This window comes from Sphingomonas sp. PAMC 26617 (assembly GCF_000242835.1).
Lineage (GTDB): Bacteria > Pseudomonadota > Alphaproteobacteria > Sphingomonadales > Sphingomonadaceae > Sphingomonas.
The window spans coordinates 22,108-39,873 of the sequence record NZ_JH594426.1 but is presented as its reverse complement, the minus strand read 5'-3'; the positions used below and the strand labels follow the sequence as shown (position 1 = coordinate 39,873).

Below are 17,766 nucleotides of genomic sequence, written 5' to 3'. Positions count from 1 at the left end.
GAAGACCGCAGACCCTATCGATAACGAGGATACGAGATATGCGCTTCATCACCTGCGCAGCTGCTGCCGCCATCGCGTTCGCCTCCCCGCCTGCCGTGGCGCAGAGCCGTCCGGGCTCCACCCCGGCGGCAGCGACCAACACCGGCGTATGGACGTACAAAGGCACGGGTACGGTCAACACCTACTGGATCGAGACGCCCGGCGGCGGACTGGTTGTGATCGACGTTCAACGCGACTTGGTCCACGCCGCGCAGGCGCTGGCCGCGGTTAAGGCGCTTGGCAAGCCGGTGCGCGCGATCCTGATCACCCATGCGCATCCTGATCACTATGCCGGAATCGGCCAGTTCAAGCAGGCGTTTCCCGAAGCGGTCGTCTATGCCTCGAAGGCGACCGCGAAGGCGATCCGCGAAGACACCTACGGTTGGAGCGCGATAACCCAAAAGGAGGCTCCCGACATCACCCCTAAGGTGTTCGTGGCGCCGGACAGGAGCTTCGACGACAACGCGACGCTCACGATCGACGGCCTTACCATCCTGACGCGCGAACTGGGTGCGGGCGAAGCGCACGACACCACAGCCTATTACTTGCCCCTGTCCCGCGATCTCTACATCGGGGACGTGGTGCTGAACGGGCTGCATGGTCCTATTGCCGAGGGTAACAGTGGCCCGTGGCTCGGGATCCTTGACAAGCTTGAGGTCTCGTTCCCCAACGCGCGCATCGTGCATCCCGGCCACGGGGCGTCCGGGCCGATGCAGCCGATGTACGACGACGAGCGGCAGTACCTGCGCACAAGCCGGGCGATCGCGGCGGAGGAGATCGTAAGGGGAGGTTTCACCGACGCGGCCAAGACTGCCACCGTCAGTCGGATCAATGCGCGGTTCCGATACACGAACCCCACAGGACAGAAGGACATCGTCACGAACAACGTCGATGGACTGTTCAAGGAACTCTCCCAACCCCCGGTCCGGCCGGTCAAGTGAGGTTCGGCGCCTCCAGAAGGTCAATGGCGGGCCTGATGCTCATGGCGGTGCTGATCGCGATGGCGCCGACGGTCGGCAAGGCGACCGACGTTCCGACCCCGATTCCGGGCACAAGCACCCGGATCGACGCGATCAGGCAGCGCGGTTCGCTCCGCATGGCGGTCTTGGATGAATATCCTTGGCTCAAGCGTAACCCGAACGAAGCAGACGCTCCTTTCGAGGGTCCGGCATGGGTGCTGGCCGAGGAATATGCGAAGCGCCTCGGTGTGAAACTTGAAACGGTCGAGGTCGAATTCGATACCAAGGTGGCCGTCCTTTCGAGCGACGCCGTTGATATCACCGTCGCACCGTTGCTGGCCACGCCGGCACGTCAGAGGCTGGTCGACATGATTGAATATTCGGTGTCCGCGCAGTGCCTGTTCGGCCGCGCAGATAACCCCAAGTTGGCGAGCGCCAGCGGCATCGACGACATGAACCGGCCCGATGTGACTGTCACTTTCATCACCCACTCGCCGCAGGGCGATTGGTTGCAGAAGCGTCTGCCCAAGACGGCCAGCCGTGGCGTCCCGGGCAACCTGGCCGACGTGCCCGTCGACGAGATCATGTCGGGTCGCGCCGATGTGACCACCATCGACAAGTACTTCTTCGCTGGCCTCGCGAAGAAGACACCCGGCCTGGTGTCCTTACCAAGGGGCGAGGCCTGCTTGGCGAGCAAAGAGCTTCCGATTCCGATCGGGATGGCGATCGCGAAGGACCAGCCGGTGTTCCTTGCCTGGCTCCGCGCAGTTGCGGTCGCTACCAAGCCGCTGGCCGATGCCGAGCAGGCGAAGGTCGAACTGGCGGGAAGCTGACACGATGCGGCGGTGCCATCTGATGATCGTTGCGGCGCTCGTTCCGCCCGTGGCGGCGCGACGCTGCTTTTCATGGGCGTCCCGACCTGGGTCGCGTCGCTGACCAGCGCGCCATTCGGGGCCACTGCGGACGGCCGGTCCGTTACCCGCTATCATGACCAGCCGCAGCGGCGTGCGGGTGAGCTTCGTCAATTATGGCGGGATCATCAAAGATGTCAGTACGCCGGACTGGCAGGGCCGCGTCGCTCCGATCGTGCTCGGCCTCCCGACCCTGCGCGACTAGGAGACGATCGGCGCGCGCACCGGATATTATTTCGGTGCGCTGATCGGGCGGTTCTCCAACTGGATCGACAACGGCCCCTTCACGCTCGACGGCCGTAGGTATCAGCTAAGCCTATCCGCTGAGGGCTGAGCGGTGTTGATTTAACCACGCGTTCAAAGCAGCGACAAGGGCTCGATAGCAGCGCCTAAGACGTCGGTTTAGTGACAGCTCGCGTCTAGAGCACAATCGCTCCTGCCATGGGGAGGAACCATGCGCAGGGAGGTCGCATTGCCTTTTGCAATCGGCTCGCACTCGAATGCGAAAAGGGTCGGCCTGGTCGAAGGAGGCGTGAGCTACCGTGGAGTCCTTGGAAGGGCGAGCATGGCCAGTCGAAGCAGGATTTGATCGACGCGTAGCACCTCAATACTTGTGCCGCGGCGATGGTAGCCGCATCAAACGACACCCCGCTCCGAGGACGGGGAGCCTCGCGACCCTCGCGTCAATCAGCGTGCAAGCTGTTCGGCGAGGAAGACGCCGGTAGCCTCGAACGACTGTTCGGCGGCGATCAGGGCACCCACCCGCGCTTGGAAAACGTGCGGCATACCCTGCCAGACGTTCAGAGTTACGGCCGCGCCGGCGTTGCCCGCCTTCGTGGCATAGCGTCGTGCGTCGTCCAGCAACACTTCGTCCTCGCCCACATCGATGCGGATGGGGGGCAAGCCCGACAGCGATCCAGACAACGGCGACGCGCGTCGGTCGGTGGCGTCTTGCCCTTGGAGGTATTTGTTCGCGAGGGCCGCCAGCGCCTCGCGCGTGAAGATCGGATCGGCCTCTGCGCGGGTATCATAGCTTGCCCCGCTGAGCGTCAGGTCGGTCCAGGGCGACATGACGGCAGCCGCGATCGGAGGGCGAACCGCGAGCATGTCGGCCAGCATGGAAATGAGCGCCAATGCAAGGCCGCCACCCGCCGACTCTCCCGTGACAGCCAATGGGCCCGCGCTCATCTCCGCAAGTCCGGTGTAAGCCGCCAGCACGTCGTCGAACGCAGCCGGAAACGCATGCTCGGGGGCAAGTCGGTAGTCGGCGACGAAGGTGTCGGCGCCGCTCCGCATCGCTAGATGACTGGCGAAGTTCGCCGTCGCGGCCGCCGATCCGAGCACATAGCCGCCGCCATGTAGGAACAGGGCGCAGGCGGCGGTCGAATGGGAGCTCACGCGGCACCAAAGACCGCGAACACCGCCGATCACATCGGGCTCGATCCGTACGCCCTGCGCCATAGGAGTTGCGGCGCGCGCGGCGTTGAACATGACTCGCGCTTCCGGGCCCAGAAGCACGCCCTTGCGTGGCGCGGTTGCGGCACGATAAGCGACACAGGAATCAACGTCGCGAGGATCGATCGGATGGACGGCCTGCTTCAGCACGGCTGTCTCGTGGGATGCAGGGTGTCACCCATCCCGGCGCGCTCGAGGTAGGCGGCGCGGACGCGGTCCCCGATCTTGTTGATCTCGTCCGCACCGCCATCGGTCGGGTCGACCGTGACGCGGAACGGTCGCTTACCATAGGGCATGGCCACCAGACGCACGATCTCGCGGCCGATATCGGCGGGATCCATGTCGTCGGTCTGGACCGCCTCGTCGCCCTTCATCGCCTGGTCGCCGAGCTCTCTAGTCGGGCCGTTGGCGTACTCGGCCGCGCGGGCCGTGTCGGCAGGGTGGTCCGCATGGGCGAAATGACTTGTGCCCGTGGTGTAGACGCCCGGTGACACGATTACGGACTCAATGCCCCAGCGGGACACCTCGCCGGCATAGCTCACCGCGAGCGAGTCCATTCCTGCCTTGGCGGCGAAGTACGGGCCCAGATAGGGCGGGCTCCCGCCGCGGGTGCTGGTCGAGCCGACCCAGATCATCAGCGGCTCGCCGCCGCCGGTGCGCATGTGCGGCAGAGCTGCGCGATTAAGGCGCTGCGTCCCCACGACGTTGACGTCATACTCCTTGGCGAGCTGCTCGGGCGTAAATGCCTCTGCCGGGCCGAAGGTCATGTGGCCGGCATTGTGGATCAGAACGTCGATGCATCGCTGCTCGGCGATGACCTGCGCCACGGCCGCGTTGACCGACGTCTCGTCCTGCACATCGAGCTCGATCACCCGGATGTCGACGCCGTGCTCGGCCGAATACTGCTTCGCTTTTTCGACCTTTTCGGAACGTCACGTCCAACAATTCCGAAAAGGTCGAATACTGCTTCGCTTTTTCGACCTTTTCGGAATTGTTGGACGTGACGTTCCGCATCGAGGCATAAACAACGTGCCCCGCGTCGGCGAGTTGATAGGCGGTCAGCTCGCCGAAGCCGCTGGATGCGCCGGTGATGAGAATGGTCTTGGGCATTTGGCCCCCCTTGCTGTAAGAAATCGCCGCTCAGATCATGCCGCCGTTCAGGCGAAGCACCTGGCCGTTGACCCAGCCTCCGTCCCCGCCGACCAGGAAGGAGATGGCGTTGGCGATGTCGACTGGCTTGCCCAGGCGTTCCATCGGGTTCATCTTGGCTATGCTGTCGATCAACTCCCGCGTCTTGCCCGCCGTGAACAGCGGCGTGTCCGTCGGCCCGGGAGCGACCGAGTTAACGGTGATCCGGCGGCCCCGCATCTCCTTGGCGAAGATGTGCGTCATCGCTTCGACGCCCGCCTTGGTGGCGGCATAGACGCCATAGGTGGGCTGATAAAGGCCGACGACGCTGGAGGAGAAGCTGACGACACGGCCGCCGTCGCGCATCCGCCGACCGGCCTCGCGCAGGCCGTTGAATACGCCCTTGAGATTGATTGCGACGTGCTGGTCGAACAGCTCGTCCTCGGTCGTCGTGATCGGTGCGAGCTTCATGATGCCGGCGTTGTTCACCAGCACGTCGACACCGCCATAGGCCTGCTCGGCGGCGTCGAACAGCGCCTTCACCGCGGCCGGGTCGGACACGTGGGCCTGCACCGCAGTGGCCGTCCCGCCCGCCTGCTCGATCTTCGCCACGAGCGCCTGGGCGACGTCGGCCCCGCTGGAATAGTTGATCACGACCGCCAAGCCGTCGTGCGCCAAGCGCTCGGCCACTGCGGCGCCGATGCCACGGGATCCGCCAGTGATGATCGCCGTGCGGCGTTGCGGGGTGGATAAAAGAGCCATGATGAGATCCAATTCAGGTTGGGTTTGGTTGCGCCCTCGCTCAGACGAAGGCGCCGTTGAAAAGAAGCGTTTGGCCGTTGACCCAGCCGCCATCCGGGCCGACGAGGAAGGAGATGGCGGCGGTTGTGGGGCTCACCGAGCCGCTCGAGCGGCGGCTGCTTGGCTGCGTGCTCGATCTGCTCAGGCGTCTTGCCGGCCAGTAACAGTTCGGTGGCCACCGGTCCGGGCGCGATCGCGTTCACGGTAACGCCGCGTCCGCGCATCTCCTTGGCGGCGATCGCGGTCAGTTCCTTCACGCCGACCTTGGTCGCGGCGTAGACGCCGTAGCGGGGCTGGAGGACGATTCTCGTTCCAGAAGACAAGTTGATGATGCGCCAGCCTGAACTGAGCCTGCGTGCTGCCTCACGCAACACGTTGAACGATCCCTTGAGGGTGACGCCTACCAGTATGTCGAACTCCTCGACCGGCCCCTCGGCAAGGGTGTTCGTCTTCTGAACGCCTGCATTGATGACCAAGACGGTGAGATCGCCTGCCTCCCGGCTCACCCGATCGAAGAGCGAAGTGACCGCGGCCACGTCGCTGACATCCGCCTCCATCGCCGTAGCTTGGCTGCCGGCGTCCCGTATCCGCGCGATGGCGGTTTCCGCCGCAGCTGCATTTCCAGCGTAGTTCACGACCGTATGGAAGCCGTCGCGCGCCAGACGAGCTACAGCTTTGGCGCCGATCCCGTGCCACGCGCACGTGACGAGCGCCGCCTCAACCGGCTCGAACCTAGTGTGCAACTCTGTTTGCATAACGTGACGTATCGTAAAGTGATGTAGAACGGTGTCAATTGGCTTGTTCGTAACGCAGCGTTACGTCTGTCGACATGACCATGCCTCCCTTCAAAGCCCGGATCGGGCGACCTCGCGCCACGGCGGCTGACTCGCATGAGGCGATTCTCACCGCTGTTTATGACCTCCTGCACGAAATGTCGGTCCGCGAACTGACGATGGATAAGGTCGCCAAGCGCGCAGGTGTCGGCAAGCCGACGCTCTACCGCTGGTGGAAATCCAAGCCGGCGCTTGTAATCGCAATGTTCAACGAGCGGATCGTCCCCACCCTTAACGCGCCTGAGGGGACGACGCTCGAAGCATCGATCCGCTTAAAGGTTGAACGACTCGTCTCGGCGTTCAACGGCTTTTTCGGCAAGGTCATTTCGGAGTTGGTTGCCGAGGGTCAGGGCGATCCGGAGATCCTGCGCGAGCTCAACGACGGCTATATCCAGTCCCGGCGCGCCGGAACGATCGGCGAGATCATCGAAGCGCAGGAGCAGGGGACGGTGCCCAAGGAGATCGATCCGGAGATAGTCGTGGATGCGATCTTCGGAAGCCTCTACTTCACGCTTCTTTTGAAGTTGCGGCCATTGTCGCCAGACTATGCCGATCGCGTGGTCAGCTTAAGCAAGACGATGCTTGCACTTTCATAGACGTCTTGAGCGTTTTCCAATGATTTAGGCTTCCTCATCTCGTCAGGTATTCGGGAAGGAGAAAGCACAAAGGCACTCTCAAATACCGAGAAGGGGCGTCACGACGGCAAACACATCATTTCCTACACCCAGGTGTAGAATTAGGATGAGCCGGCTCAACTCGAGCCCGTTTTGCCGATCGACGGCATGGAGAGCATGAGCTTGCTCGCCAACACTCTCGAAAGCCTGCCCGCTAATCCTGAGTAGATGTTTGCTGATGCTGGTACGATGAATGATGTGGCTCGCCATATCACTCCGCTTGGCCTGGGAAAAACTGCACTAAAGGGAAATATAGCTCAGGCCGGGGCGATCGGCCGACACCGGATCGGCTGAAACCGTTCAGTGCTTCGCCTTCACTGCTGGCTACATAACTCTATTTTATGACTAAGATCGCCCAAAGTTGAACAAAGATTGCTCGTGGTAGTAGCTTTTGAAGCTGACGTTCCTATGTCGCTCGCGGCTCAACGGAGCGCCTCCGCAAGCCGTAGAAGCATCGCGGTGACCATCTGAGGATCAAGAGGCGCCGCGGCGTCTCGTAGGCGCGCTTCTGCATCGGCCACGATTCCAGAGGCGGCATTCAAGGCGTCACGCCCCGACCCCGTTAACTCGGTAGTCTGAACCCGCCCATGTTCGGGATGAGGTTTCCGTACGATAAAGCCCGACCGCTCAAGTCCGACCAGAATGGCCTGCATCGTTTGCGGGGTCACAAAAGCGCGGCGCGCGAGCACCGCGTTCGAAGCACCGGACTCTGTCTCCAGAAAGGTCAGAACGGTATATTGAGGTGTGGTCAAGCCAATCTCTCGCAGTCCAGAATCTAAGCGGGTGCGAAGCGCCTGTTGAGACTGTTTCAACGCAAAGCCGATCGTCGCGTACGGGTTACTCATGCGCGCATTAACATTCCGACTTGACATATAAGTGCCCTTATATAATATCAGGACCCTGATGTTAATGGCTTACGTAGTCAAAGGAAAGCTTGAACATGCCTCACCTGATCGGACCAGATTTCGTTGGCATTCAAGTCGAAGACCTCGATGCTGCACGGACATTTTACACGCAAGTCGTCGGGCTGACCGTCGCCGCTCATAGTCCACCGGGTGCCGTTGTGTTCGAGACCACGCCGGTTCCGTTCTCTGTCCGCACGCCCTTGGTCGACTTAGGGGCTACGGACAAGCTCGGCTGGGGCGTCGCGATCTGGTTTGGCTGCGATGACGCCGACGCATTGCACGAACACCTTGTCGAGCAGGGCACGCCAATCGTCTTTGCGCCGAAAGATGGGCCTTTTGGCCGCTACTTCGCGTTCCGCGATCCATTTGGATACACGATTACGACCCACACCGTTGTACAATCTTGAGCATGGGATGATCGGCTACCACCTTGTCGCTATAGCCGATCAAGCTTCAGAATCTGTCAGGAAGATATTTACTAGACCCGGTCATCCGTGATCCGTTTGTGCCTAGCGTACGTAAAACTCACTTTCGTGTCGTGCCCCCCAGTTGAAGGCCGCCATGCGGCACGGCCCCTGCATCAAGGGTCATGGTCAAGATTGGCATAACAACCGTCAACGCGATCGTGCAGTTTCACGATCGCATCTGTCCGGAGATGCGCTCAGAACGATGGCGAACGGCCCACGGGTCCTTGCGGTCCTTCCAACGCTTGCCGGTCCCAGCGGTCGGGAACTGCGACGGCCTCATAAGTGGATTGCAGGAATTGCAGCAGGTCGCCGTCGGGATCGGCGGCTGCGCGCACTGTGCTATAAGGAAGCACGAACTCTCGTAACGCTGGATCATATCTCGCGTCTGCCGGCGCGACACTCCCCGCCGCATAGGCGGCTGGCACAGGATAGGCTTCCGCATAGAAGCTTGGTTCCGCCATCTCGCCTGAGCCCGGCCAGAACCCCACGCCGGCCTGTTCCCGACTGTATGCGTCGCGCACTACGGCATCGGACAAATGAGGGAAGCCACCGGGATGCACAGTCGCGGGCCGACCGGAAAACCGCGTCACGGCCAGGTCGAAACTGCCCCAGAATAGGTGGATCGGGCTGCATTTGCCCTGAAACCGTGTGCGGAAAACCTGGAACACCCGCTCGACTTGGATCAGTGCGCGCCAGTAGGTGCGCGCGACAGCTGGATCGAACGGTCGCGCCACCTCGTCGCGGGCAAAGGGCACCGCGTCGGATAGTTCGCATGGCGTGGGCGTGATCGTTACCACCACGTCCAGTTCGCCGAGCGCGAGCATGACCATCTGATAGAAATCGGCGACGCTGCCGAGGCGTAAGGGAACGCGACCCTCACGACCATCGGTTCCCCGCAGCACGAGCGCCTCGGCGATGAAGTCGAATTCGATCTCGAAGGCACGAGCGCCGTCGGGAACGAGCCCGGTCGAAAGCCCACGCGCGGACACGTAGAGGGGCACATGCCAAGTATGATCGACCCACGGCGTCTTCGCGAAACGAACCTTTCCCACGATCTGACACCAGAGATGCAGCGTGTCCGTCGTTCGTCGGAGGTCGATATTCGCCAGATCAGGCCACGGATTCAGGATCGCACTCCTCATCTCGTTTCTCCTTCGTGCGTCGGGCAAGGATGAAGAAAGGCCATAACCACGCGTTTGCGATATGGCAGTGTTCCGTTGACGCTGTTTGCACGATACAGCCGACGATAAAGGTTGAACGGCTGATGTCGACGCCTTGAATCAGGTTGTCTATGTGACGAAAACATGGGAACTCCCAAGGCCGGACAAACAAGCGAAAGGAACGTCATGTTGACTAAGCCATTGTGGTTCCTAGGAACGCTGACGCTAGGCATTGTCTTTAGCAGCACGTCTGGCCTCGCCGCGGGGCAAGATGGCGGTCCGACCGGCACATTGCGCTATTCGAAAGAAGCGGCCGTCGCGGCGCAGCAGAAAAGCGCAAAGTCGCTGGTCGAGCGTTATCAGGCCGCGCTGAACAATTCCGATTTCGCTACTATCCGCACCTTCTTCGCTCCTGATGCGGTCGCTGAGTGGAACGAGAAACAGACGATGGTTGGCGTGGACGCCATGAGGGAGCCCTACGAGGCGCTGTTCAAGACAACGAAATTCTCCACTGATTTCCAGTTCGATGCGGCGGACATCTATGGCGACGTCGCCATCGTTCGTACCCATCACCCCGTCGGCCAGGTGGAAGTGACGATCAAGACTGGGAAGAAGACGCTGGATTTCAACCGCGAAATCTTCGTGCTCCGCCGCTTCGGACCCGATTGGAAGATCGTCCTTTACACCTTCAGCCGTCAGCCCAGGCAGGGCGAGCAGTGACGTGATGAACGACCCGCTAAGCCGACGACGCGCGCTCTGTCTCGCCGGGGCGACGGCGGCGACGGTATTTGCGGGTCCTGGCCTTGCGGCCGGGCCGAAATCGTCCGGGTTATTCGTGCGCCAGAGCAGGGCTGACCGGTCGCTGACGATCATCAGCTCGGCGCTCACACAAGAGGAGGCGCGCGCGTCGATGCCCGACGGTGCCTTCGAATACGTCCACGGTGCGTCGGGCGACGAATGGACCTTGCGTCAGAACATCGAACACATGCGCGCGTTGGCTTTTAGTCCGCATCGGCTTGCCGGCTTTTCAAAGGCGGACACCAGCGCGACGCTGTTCGGTCGGGCATTGCCGGCACCGATCTATGTCTGCCCGATGGGCGCGCAGGACATCGTCCACGTCGACGCGGAACTGGCGAGTGTCCGCGGCGCGAATAGGGCGGGACTCGCCTACTTACTGTCAAGCGCCTCCAACCGTTCGCTAGAAGAGGTGGCGCGCGCGACTCCAGAGGCCCTGCGGCTATTCGCGATCTACCTCAACGACGAACCCGCGGTGAACGTGAGCTTGGCGCGCCGCGCACGCCAAGCGGGTTACGCCGCGATAATAATGACCATAGATTCGCTCGGTCCGGGCAGCAGCGAGCGGTATCGCGCGATGGGTTCGCCTGGTTCGCCGAATGCCGGCTATGGCAACTTCGACCCGCGCCGCGGCGGCAGCGGCAAGTTCCAGCGCCTCAAGAAGGATTTTAAGCCTTCCGACATCGCGATGCTGCGCGAGGCGTCCGGGCTACCCGTGATGGTCAAGGGCGTGCTTCGACCGGACGATGCGGAGCGTTGCCTAGCCGCCGGCGCAGCCGGGATCGTGGTTTCCAATCACGGGGGTCGCACACTCGATGGCGCACCGGCAGCTATTGATGTGCTCGCAGCCATCGTCCACGCTATTGGTGGCCGCGTGCCAGTCCTGTTTGACAGTGGTGTCCGGCGTGGCGAAGATGTCGTGCGGGCTCTGGCACTGGGGGCGACCGCCGTCGGGGTCGGCCGGCCTGTGCTCGATGCGATGGCCCTCGGCGGGGCGACGGGAGTGGCAGATATGCTTGAATGGTTTAAGTCCGATTTGGCGACCGCCATGCTGCTCGTCGGCGCGCCGCGCGTGGCGGACCTGTCGCGCGACTATCTGCAGATCTGATGATACCAGCTCAAGGCTCCAAGAGCGCAGACGTTGCCGCAAAGCTCAGTCGCCGCGCGACTACGATTGCGCTTTTTGAGGAGCTCGGCCCAGGCCTAGTGACAGGTGCCGCGGACGATGATCCCAGTGGCATCGCCACTTATTCGCAAGCGGGTGCGCAGTTCGGCTATGCGCTCGGCTGGACAATGATTCTCACCTTTCCGCTGATGAGTGCAATTCAATTGATCAGTGCGCGCATCGGTCGTGTCACGGGACGTGGCTTGGCTGGGAATATGGAGGACGTGCTGGCACGTCCGGTCGTGACCGCCCTCGTCACGCTGCTGTTCGTGGCGAACACAATCAACATTGGTGCCGATCTCGCGGCGATGGGGGCCGCGGCCGAACTTGTGACTGGGCTCAGTGCGCATGCAACGACGGTTGGCTTCGCGCTGCTGTCTCTGGTGCTGCAGATCTTTGTACCCTACCGACGATATTCGAAGCTTCTTAAGTGGCTCACCCTCACGCTATTCGCCTATGTCGCGCTTGTTTTTATTGTTCCGCTGGACTGGAAACAGCTGGTGGCCGGACTCGTTATACCCAGAATCAATGGTAGGGCGGCGGTGATCACGATCGTCGCGGTCTTCGGAACCACGATCAGTCCTTATCTTTTTTTCTGGCAGAGCGCACAGGAGGTCGAGGGGATAGCAGGGCGGACTGGCGCGAAGCCGCTGCGCGATGCCCCGGAGCAGGCGCAAGGCGAATTTCACCGAATGAGGTTCGATACCTTGTTCGGCATGGCTGTGTCCAACCTTGTGGCGCTCGCGATCATCATTGGAACGGCTGCCACTCTGCATGCCACGGGCACCGCTTCCATCGAGACGGCGGCTGATGCCGCAAAAGCACTTCGCCCCGTTGCTGGCCCTTTTGCCTTCCTGTTATTTAGTTTCGGGATCATCGGGACCGGCCTTCTCGCGGTTCCGGTTCTTGCCGGCTCCGCTGCCTATGCGGTCAGCGACACACGTAAATGGCACGGCAGTTTGGACGACAAACCGCGGCAGGCGATCGGCTTCTACTCCGTGATCGGGCTGGCGACGGTTCTGGGAATTGGTATTGACTGGTCACCGCTTGATCCCATTAAGGCCTTGTTCTGGAGCGCCGTGATTAACGGCGTCGTCGCGGTGCCGATTATGGCCGCCATGATGCTCGTGGTTTCACGGCGACAGACGATGGGAGACTTCACCGCGTCGCCTATATTATTGACCCTGGGATGGACGGCGACCGTGCTTATGGCCATGGCGGCTGCGGCGCTGGCCGTCGTTAGCTAAGGCCCCCCTATAACGCCAGAAACTCGGCCTGCTGAAAACACAATCGCTAAAATGGCAACTCCGTTAGCATTAGAAGAGATCGAGATGGACAAGTTTGAACTCATTGCGGCGGACTATATTTAGCAGCAGAGTCTGCTAACGCAGATCGAGCTGCAGTCGGCTTCACGCTCTCTTCGACACGCATGCCACCTTATGATAAAGCAAATTATCTACGTAGTAGGGCAGCACATGACCACGGTTGAAATTAAGGTGGATGACCAGTAAAAACTCACTTGCGATTTTCCATCGTCCGTCGACCATCAACAGTTGGAGAGATGTGAATGGGTGCCCAAAGCGGGACCCCGCTATGAGCGAGGCAAATACGTACAATTCTTGGGAAATATGGTTTATGAAGGGGTTCCAATTGGCGCCGATCGGGACCCTTTCATCGGTAAAGATTCGACGGACGATTAATAGTTTGGCAACAATGATAGGAGTTTCGCTTTAGGTGCCGGTCCACAGAAACGCTGGCAAATCCGAGCGTAGAGCATCGCAACCGTGAGCGCGAACACGATTGACATAGATATGACGACCGCAACGAGAAGCGGGTTTGACGGGCCCCTTTGGTCCAGCAGAAACGGCAAACGGGTTGGCGTGACATAGATCATCGCCATAAACAGCAGCCCGAAACTTCCGGCGAAAGCGAACGACGTCCACGGCAAGTAGGCGCCGGTTTCCCGTTGGAATCTGGCTGATGCCTTCCACCGGCGAGCGTATGGCGCGAGTGCCTTCAGAGCTTCGGCTCGGCCGCTGGCTTCACGTCAGTGTCCGCACTCTTGTAGCTTCGGCGCAGGGCTCACCCATTCCGCATCCAAGGAGAGCATCATGCCACGCCCTTCGCTTCGTCGAACGCCGATCGGTTGTCTTCGATCTTTGCGATATGAGCGCCGGCCCAGTATCCAAGTTCGCGGATTGGGCCGGCCAACGAGTAGCCGAGATCTGTAAGCGCGTACTCTACCTGAGGCGGCACGGTTGAGTGAACGGTGCGGGACACCATGCCATCGCGTTCGAGAGCGCGCAGTGTCCGCGAAAGCATCTGTTGGCTGATGCCGCCAATGATGCGCTTGATCTCGTTGAAGCGACGCGGTTGTTCAGTCAGCGTCAACACGATCATCACGGTCCATTTGTCGCCGATCAGGCTGAGGACGCCGCTCAACCGCTTGCATTCGACATGTATCGGCTCCGGGGCGGTCAGCTCCATGTGACTAGGTCCTGAAAAAATGACTTCTTGCCGAACCGCCTTAGGCCCCATAGCTGGTGCAGGTCACTTTTCCAGACCGGAGCCGACAGAATGAACATCCTGCACATCGATGCCAGCGCGAGCGACACCGCAACCTCGCATACGCGCCGCCTCTCCAGCGAACTGATCGAGCGGCTCAAAGCGGCCAACCCCAACGCGACGATCGTGTACCGCGATGTTGTCGCCAATCAGCTCCCCCATGTCGACATGACGATCAGGCACGCCTGGACACCCGAGAACAGCGGGGATGCGAAGCTGATCGAGACCATGAACCGTTCCAAGGCACTGGTCGACGAGCTGAAGGCAGCTGACGTGATCGTGGTCGGCTCACCCATGTACAATTTCACGGTGCCCTCGACCCTCAAGGCTTGGATCGACCACGTCTCCATCGCCGGGCAGACTTTCAGCTACACGGCTGAGGGGCCGCGGGGCCTGCTGAGCGGCAAGGCGTATCTCGTCCTCTCCTCGGGTGGGATCTATTCGCAAGGACCGTTCGCCGCGAACGATCACCTATCGACCTACCTCGAGGTGATCTTCCGCTTTCTGGGCATCCAGGACATCGAGGTGATCCGAGCGGAAGGCGTCGCGTACGGACCTGAGCAGGACCAGTCCGCAATGGCGAGTGCCTTCGAGAAGATCGAGGCGATCGCGGTCGCAGCCTAAGGGTATCGATCGTTAGCCAGCCACGGAGATGCGCTGTGGCTGGCCGGACGACCGCGTCGGCTGTGGATTCCGCGATCGGCGCTGCTATGCGACGATTGGGATGCGCAATCGAGTCAGCATCGTCGTTACGGCTTAGAACCTTGAATCCATCTCGCAAAGGGACTGACGCACGCGCCCGACGCAAAAAGAGGGGTGCGATATGACATTTACCGCTGACAGACCGTGCGCAATTGGTGCTGGTATCTACAGCGCGGCCCACGTCGCATCCGGCAGACGAGAGCCCGTGGACAGAGGCAGGGCGCTGCTGTCGCACAGGGGGGACTGGCACGATGGCGAACGATAATGAGCGGTATTACGCGCGACGTGCGCAACAGGAACTCGCGCTAGCCGCTCGGGCTGCCGAGACGAATATCAAGGTAATTCATCTGAATATGGCGGCACATTATTCAACGTTGCGGGAACGGTCTGCCGCACTGCATAAAGTGGGGGACCAAGATGTCGGATCAAGGTAAAAGTCCCGTCGAGATGGCCGACAACGAGCTGATCGCGGAGTGGGAGGACTTTGATTACGACGCCGAGGACACGTCGTCGCGCAGCGACGCCCTCGCGACGGAACTGGAAAAGGGTAATCTCAATTTCTGACGATGAGCAGCGAGGCCGCTCCGTCATTGCTTCACACCGTTTCTGGCGATCCCTATCTGTTCCGTGTGGGTGCCAGATTCGACCGATTGGAAGATCTCCGGATACGGTCGGTGAATCTCCGCGCGGAGTGCGGTAATTGCGGGCATCGAGGTGTTGTGGATGGTCCAGAGCTGTCGCGCTGGTTCGCGATGCATCGATGGAACGGGGCAGGCGAGAAGTTCGCCGAGCATATGCGGTGCAGCGTCTGCAAGCGCCAGCCTATCAGCCTCGAGCCGACACGGGAGCCGCCTTTGACGGAGTTAGGTCCGCGTAGCGCGGCCGAGTGGCAGGCGATCGTGAAGCGTCTTCGCCGATGATCCGGCGCCGGGAGAAATCTTAAGTAAGGCTGCGGGCGGGAAACACTGGTCCTCGGATGGTCATTTCGGTCAGATCGTAGGGGCGCTGAAGCGCCACCACGTCGTCATAGGATCCGCGCAGCCAGGTATCGACTGCCTCGGGTTCGAGGATCGTAATCATGGCCTTGGGATGGGTCGGTGACGCTGAACCACATCTCCCCTTTCAGCAGCGGCTTGCCGTCGCCCAAGTCGTGCTTCTCTGGCGTGAACTCCGCAAACTCGGACGAGGATCACGGCCAGTTGACCGCCGCCCTCGATGATAAGCTCGACGAGGCGCTTGAGCGCGGTCAGTGTTTTGGGGTGGAGATCGTGCGCGTCTTCGACGAACAGCGCGAACGGCCATTTGGCCTTGCGGAACAGCTCCTGCAAATCGCGTTCGCGCCGTTCCGACTGGGTGGGTGTCGAGGCGGTCTTCTCCAACGACAGATCATAGAACAGTGCCGCGACCAGCAGCGGCAGCGATATCTTGGCCTTCTACCGACTGAGCGCACGTGGCACGATCACGCGCCCCTCGCGCTCCAGTTCCTCGCGCAGTCGCCGCGTCAGTACGGTCTTACCCGAGCCGATGGTGGCGGTGAGCGCGATCAGGCGTCCGCCCCTGATCGCAGTCTTCAGATCATGGAAGAGCTGGGCATGATGCGAGGTCTCAAATAAGCCGAGATCGACCGGGGGCCGTGCCATGCCGTAATAGCGCATCACCTCGGTCTGCATCAGCCACTTGGTCTATGGCCGGGGGGAAATCGCCCACGGATTCCGTCCATCACCTCGGGCGTGGACAGCGCGCGCGCGAGCAGCGCGTCGATGGAGGCGCGATCCCATCGGCAGGCCTGCGACTGATCACCACAATGTCGTCCTCGCCCGTCAGGACCGAGCGGGGCATCCCGATCCTCGTCGCCAGCGCATCGACCCGATCCGCGCGGACCTCGCGCCGGCTCTTGCGATGCTTGTGATAGCGATGCAGCGGCACCGGCCCGCCGACCGGATCGAACGGGCCGTACCGCTCGTCGCCATGCTCGACCCATAGTTCCTGGTCGAACAGCCCCCACCAGACGATCACGGTTTCGCCAGCTACTTCGGGCGCGACCCCATAGGTGACGCTAGCGACGGTCAGTCGGCAATCGAGGCCGACCTTGCGGCGCTCGGCTTCGCGCGCGAATGCGCAGTAGCGTTCCCAACTGCACAGGCCACGGATGCCGCCCTCGGGCAGATGGCCGAGCCAGTCGTCGATCCGGGAATGCGGTTCGCGACGATGATCACCGCTGTTGTAGGTGGCGATGTAGCGCGCGAGCCAGCGGTTGGCCTCCTCCTCGCTGGCGGGTTCATTGAAGTGATACAGCGTCTCGTGCGCTTCCTTGACTGTGCGGAACAGTCGCTCGACCTTGCCCTTGGCGCGCGCGGTCGTGCGCCGTCCGTCTGACCTTGCCGGCATGTGCGAGGTGACGGTGATTCCGAGACATCCATGACCCGCTTAAAGACGCTCGATTTACCGACCGGCCCGCCATCAAGCTGAATGTTCTCCAGAATGCCTTCGTCCCGATTATCCTCCTTCGGTGCCATCGCCCGGAACAGGAAGCGAAGCGCCCCCTCGGCATCCTCGCCATATACCAGCGCATATTCCTGGTAGACGACGCCCGACCGGTCATCGACCGCCGAGAACAGCATCAGCGTTGGCGCGCCCTGCCGGTCCGGATCGATCCAGGTCGGAACCTTCAGCTGCTTGAGGTCGGACGGACCCATGTCGAAATGACAGAGCATGTTGGCGCGTTCGGCCCGATACCGCACTGCAGCAGGCTCGCGCGTCACCCGCTCGGTATCGTATCCGTGTTGCCGCATGTGCCGGTTGAGCGTCGAGGCCGCCAACCGTCCTGGCGGCAGCCTTACCAGACCGCGATGAGGGACTCGACGCCGTGTTCGGTGTAATATCGAGGATACGCTTCGTCGAGAGACGACGGCCCGGCTGGTTGGTCGTGCGGCTCTTCATCGCTGCAGCGATTTCACACCACCATTCGATCTCGCCTGCAGCCATGGTGCGCAACAGGCCGCGATCGGCGCGGTGTGCGTCCATCGGACGCCGCGTGCCGCGCAACGCCCGGTAGAGCGTGGCGCGGGTAATGTCGTAGAGCTCGACGCCAGGGTTACTGTTTGTGCCATATCTGTACGATAATACCGGGTGAGATGCAGCGAAACCGGCCCGAGGGTAAGCGGCGGCGGCCGAGATCAGCCGCGTTCCGGCGGCTACGCATAACGT

At 61.5% G+C, this 17,766-nt stretch carries 18 protein-coding genes and 2 pseudogenes; 10 read left to right on the top strand and 10 right to left on the bottom strand.

Features of this window, described 5'->3' with window-relative positions:
* Positions 1-38 precede the first annotated feature (38 nt).
* From RH91_RS19065 to RH91_RS23640, 4 genes are all read left to right on the top strand, one after another.
* Positions 39-980 carry an MBL fold metallo-hydrolase gene (locus tag RH91_RS19065; protein ID WP_010164845.1) on the top strand — a complete coding sequence of 314 codons (942 nt, stop codon included), beginning with the start codon at positions 39-41 and terminating at the stop codon, positions 978-980.
* A 41-nt stretch (positions 981-1,021) separates the two neighbouring features.
* On the top strand, positions 1,022-1,831 hold the full coding sequence (locus tag RH91_RS19060; RefSeq protein ID WP_157137031.1) for a substrate-binding periplasmic protein: 810 nt from the start codon (positions 1,022-1,024) through the stop codon (positions 1,829-1,831).
* Between the two features lie 154 nt (positions 1,832-1,985).
* Positions 1,986-2,114, top strand: a complete 129-nt coding sequence (locus RH91_RS23505; RefSeq protein ID WP_010164843.1) for a hypothetical protein — start codon at positions 1,986-1,988, stop codon at positions 2,112-2,114.
* 6 nt (positions 2,115-2,120) lie between these two features.
* Positions 2,121-2,243 carry an aldose epimerase family protein gene (locus RH91_RS23640; RefSeq protein WP_157137057.1) on the top strand — a complete coding sequence of 41 codons (123 nt, stop codon included), beginning with the start codon at positions 2,121-2,123 and terminating at the stop codon, positions 2,241-2,243.
* 353 nt (positions 2,244-2,596) lie between these two features.
* Here RH91_RS23640 and RH91_RS19055 read toward each other — a convergent pair whose 3' ends face one another.
* The 4 genes from RH91_RS19055 to RH91_RS19040 form a co-directional block, all read right to left on the bottom strand.
* On the bottom strand, positions 2,597-3,514 hold the full coding sequence (locus tag RH91_RS19055; protein ID WP_010164842.1) for an alpha/beta hydrolase: 918 nt from the start codon (positions 3,512-3,514) through the stop codon (positions 2,597-2,599).
* Positions 3,508-4,236, bottom strand: coding sequence for an SDR family NAD(P)-dependent oxidoreductase (locus RH91_RS19050; RefSeq protein WP_010164841.1), 729 nt, complete (start codon positions 4,234-4,236; stop codon positions 3,508-3,510). Before RH91_RS19050 ends, RH91_RS19055 begins: the two co-directional genes overlap by 7 nt.
* A gap of 268 nt (positions 4,237-4,504) precedes the next feature.
* On the bottom strand, positions 4,505-5,254 hold the full coding sequence (locus tag RH91_RS19045; protein WP_029624077.1) for an SDR family oxidoreductase: 750 nt from the start codon (positions 5,252-5,254) through the stop codon (positions 4,505-4,507).
* Positions 5,143-6,048: an SDR family NAD(P)-dependent oxidoreductase gene (locus tag RH91_RS19040; protein WP_010164839.1), complete on the bottom strand. Its 906-nt coding sequence runs from the start codon at positions 6,046-6,048 to the stop codon at positions 5,143-5,145. The genes RH91_RS19045 and RH91_RS19040 overlap by 112 nt, the downstream gene beginning before the upstream one ends.
* A 74-nt stretch (positions 6,049-6,122) precedes the next feature.
* Here RH91_RS19040 and RH91_RS19035 point away from each other — a divergent pair, with 74 nt between their 5' ends.
* Positions 6,123-6,722 carry a TetR/AcrR family transcriptional regulator gene (locus RH91_RS19035; protein WP_010164836.1) on the top strand — a complete coding sequence of 200 codons (600 nt, stop codon included), beginning with the start codon at positions 6,123-6,125 and terminating at the stop codon, positions 6,720-6,722.
* Between the two features lie 500 nt (positions 6,723-7,222).
* Here RH91_RS19035 and RH91_RS19025 read toward each other — a convergent pair whose 3' ends face one another.
* Entirely contained in the window at positions 7,223-7,645 is a 423-nt protein-coding gene (locus RH91_RS19025; RefSeq protein WP_010164834.1) for a MarR family winged helix-turn-helix transcriptional regulator, read from the bottom strand.
* Between the two features lie 95 nt (positions 7,646-7,740).
* Here RH91_RS19025 and RH91_RS19020 point away from each other — a divergent pair, with 95 nt between their 5' ends.
* Positions 7,741-8,112, top strand: a complete 372-nt coding sequence (locus RH91_RS19020; RefSeq protein WP_010164833.1) for a VOC family protein — start codon at positions 7,741-7,743, stop codon at positions 8,110-8,112.
* Between the two features lie 254 nt (positions 8,113-8,366).
* Here RH91_RS19020 and RH91_RS19015 read toward each other — a convergent pair whose 3' ends face one another.
* Positions 8,367-9,314 carry a DUF5996 family protein gene (locus tag RH91_RS19015; RefSeq protein ID WP_010164832.1) on the bottom strand — a complete coding sequence of 316 codons (948 nt, stop codon included), beginning with the start codon at positions 9,312-9,314 and terminating at the stop codon, positions 8,367-8,369.
* A 204-nt stretch (positions 9,315-9,518) separates the two neighbouring features.
* Between RH91_RS19015 and RH91_RS19010 the strand changes: the two genes are divergently transcribed.
* From RH91_RS19010 to RH91_RS19000, 3 genes are all read left to right on the top strand, one after another.
* The gene (locus tag RH91_RS19010; RefSeq protein WP_037479873.1) at positions 9,519-10,052 is read left to right on the top strand and encodes a YybH family protein; all 534 of its coding nucleotides are present in this window, start codon (positions 9,519-9,521) and stop codon (positions 10,050-10,052) included.
* A 4-nt stretch (positions 10,053-10,056) separates the two neighbouring features.
* Positions 10,057-11,235, top strand: coding sequence for an alpha-hydroxy acid oxidase (locus RH91_RS19005; protein WP_010164823.1), 1,179 nt, complete (start codon positions 10,057-10,059; stop codon positions 11,233-11,235).
* Positions 11,236-11,333: 98 nt separating this feature from the next.
* Positions 11,334-12,539: an NRAMP family divalent metal transporter gene (locus RH91_RS19000; protein ID WP_232283599.1), complete on the top strand. Its 1,206-nt coding sequence runs from the start codon at positions 11,334-11,336 to the stop codon at positions 12,537-12,539.
* Between the two features lie 862 nt (positions 12,540-13,401).
* Here RH91_RS19000 and RH91_RS18995 read toward each other — a convergent pair.
* Positions 13,402-13,779, bottom strand: a complete 378-nt coding sequence (locus RH91_RS18995) for a winged helix-turn-helix transcriptional regulator (protein WP_010164821.1) — start codon at positions 13,777-13,779, stop codon at positions 13,402-13,404.
* A gap of 90 nt (positions 13,780-13,869) precedes the next feature.
* On the opposite strand from RH91_RS18995, the gene RH91_RS18990 reads away from it, so the two are divergent.
* Positions 13,870-14,481 carry an FMN-dependent NADH-azoreductase gene (locus RH91_RS18990; RefSeq protein ID WP_010164820.1) on the top strand — a complete coding sequence of 204 codons (612 nt, stop codon included), beginning with the start codon at positions 13,870-13,872 and terminating at the stop codon, positions 14,479-14,481.
* 1,017 nt (positions 14,482-15,498) lie between these two features.
* Here the strand turns inward: RH91_RS18990 and RH91_RS23240 are convergent.
* The 3 genes and pseudogenes from RH91_RS23240 to RH91_RS18970 all read right to left on the bottom strand — a co-directional run.
* A pseudogene (locus tag RH91_RS23240) lies at positions 15,499-15,742 on the bottom strand (DUF159 family protein); the annotation flags it as partial.
* A gap of 250 nt (positions 15,743-15,992) precedes the next feature.
* Positions 15,993-16,229 carry an AAA ATPase gene (locus RH91_RS23235; RefSeq protein WP_010164818.1) on the bottom strand — a complete coding sequence of 79 codons (237 nt, stop codon included), beginning with the start codon at positions 16,227-16,229 and terminating at the stop codon, positions 15,993-15,995.
* Positions 16,230-16,374: 145 nt separating this feature from the next.
* Positions 16,375-17,643 (bottom strand): annotated as a pseudogene (locus RH91_RS18970) (IS481 family transposase); the annotation flags it as partial.
* Positions 17,644-17,766: the final 123 nt, after the last annotated feature.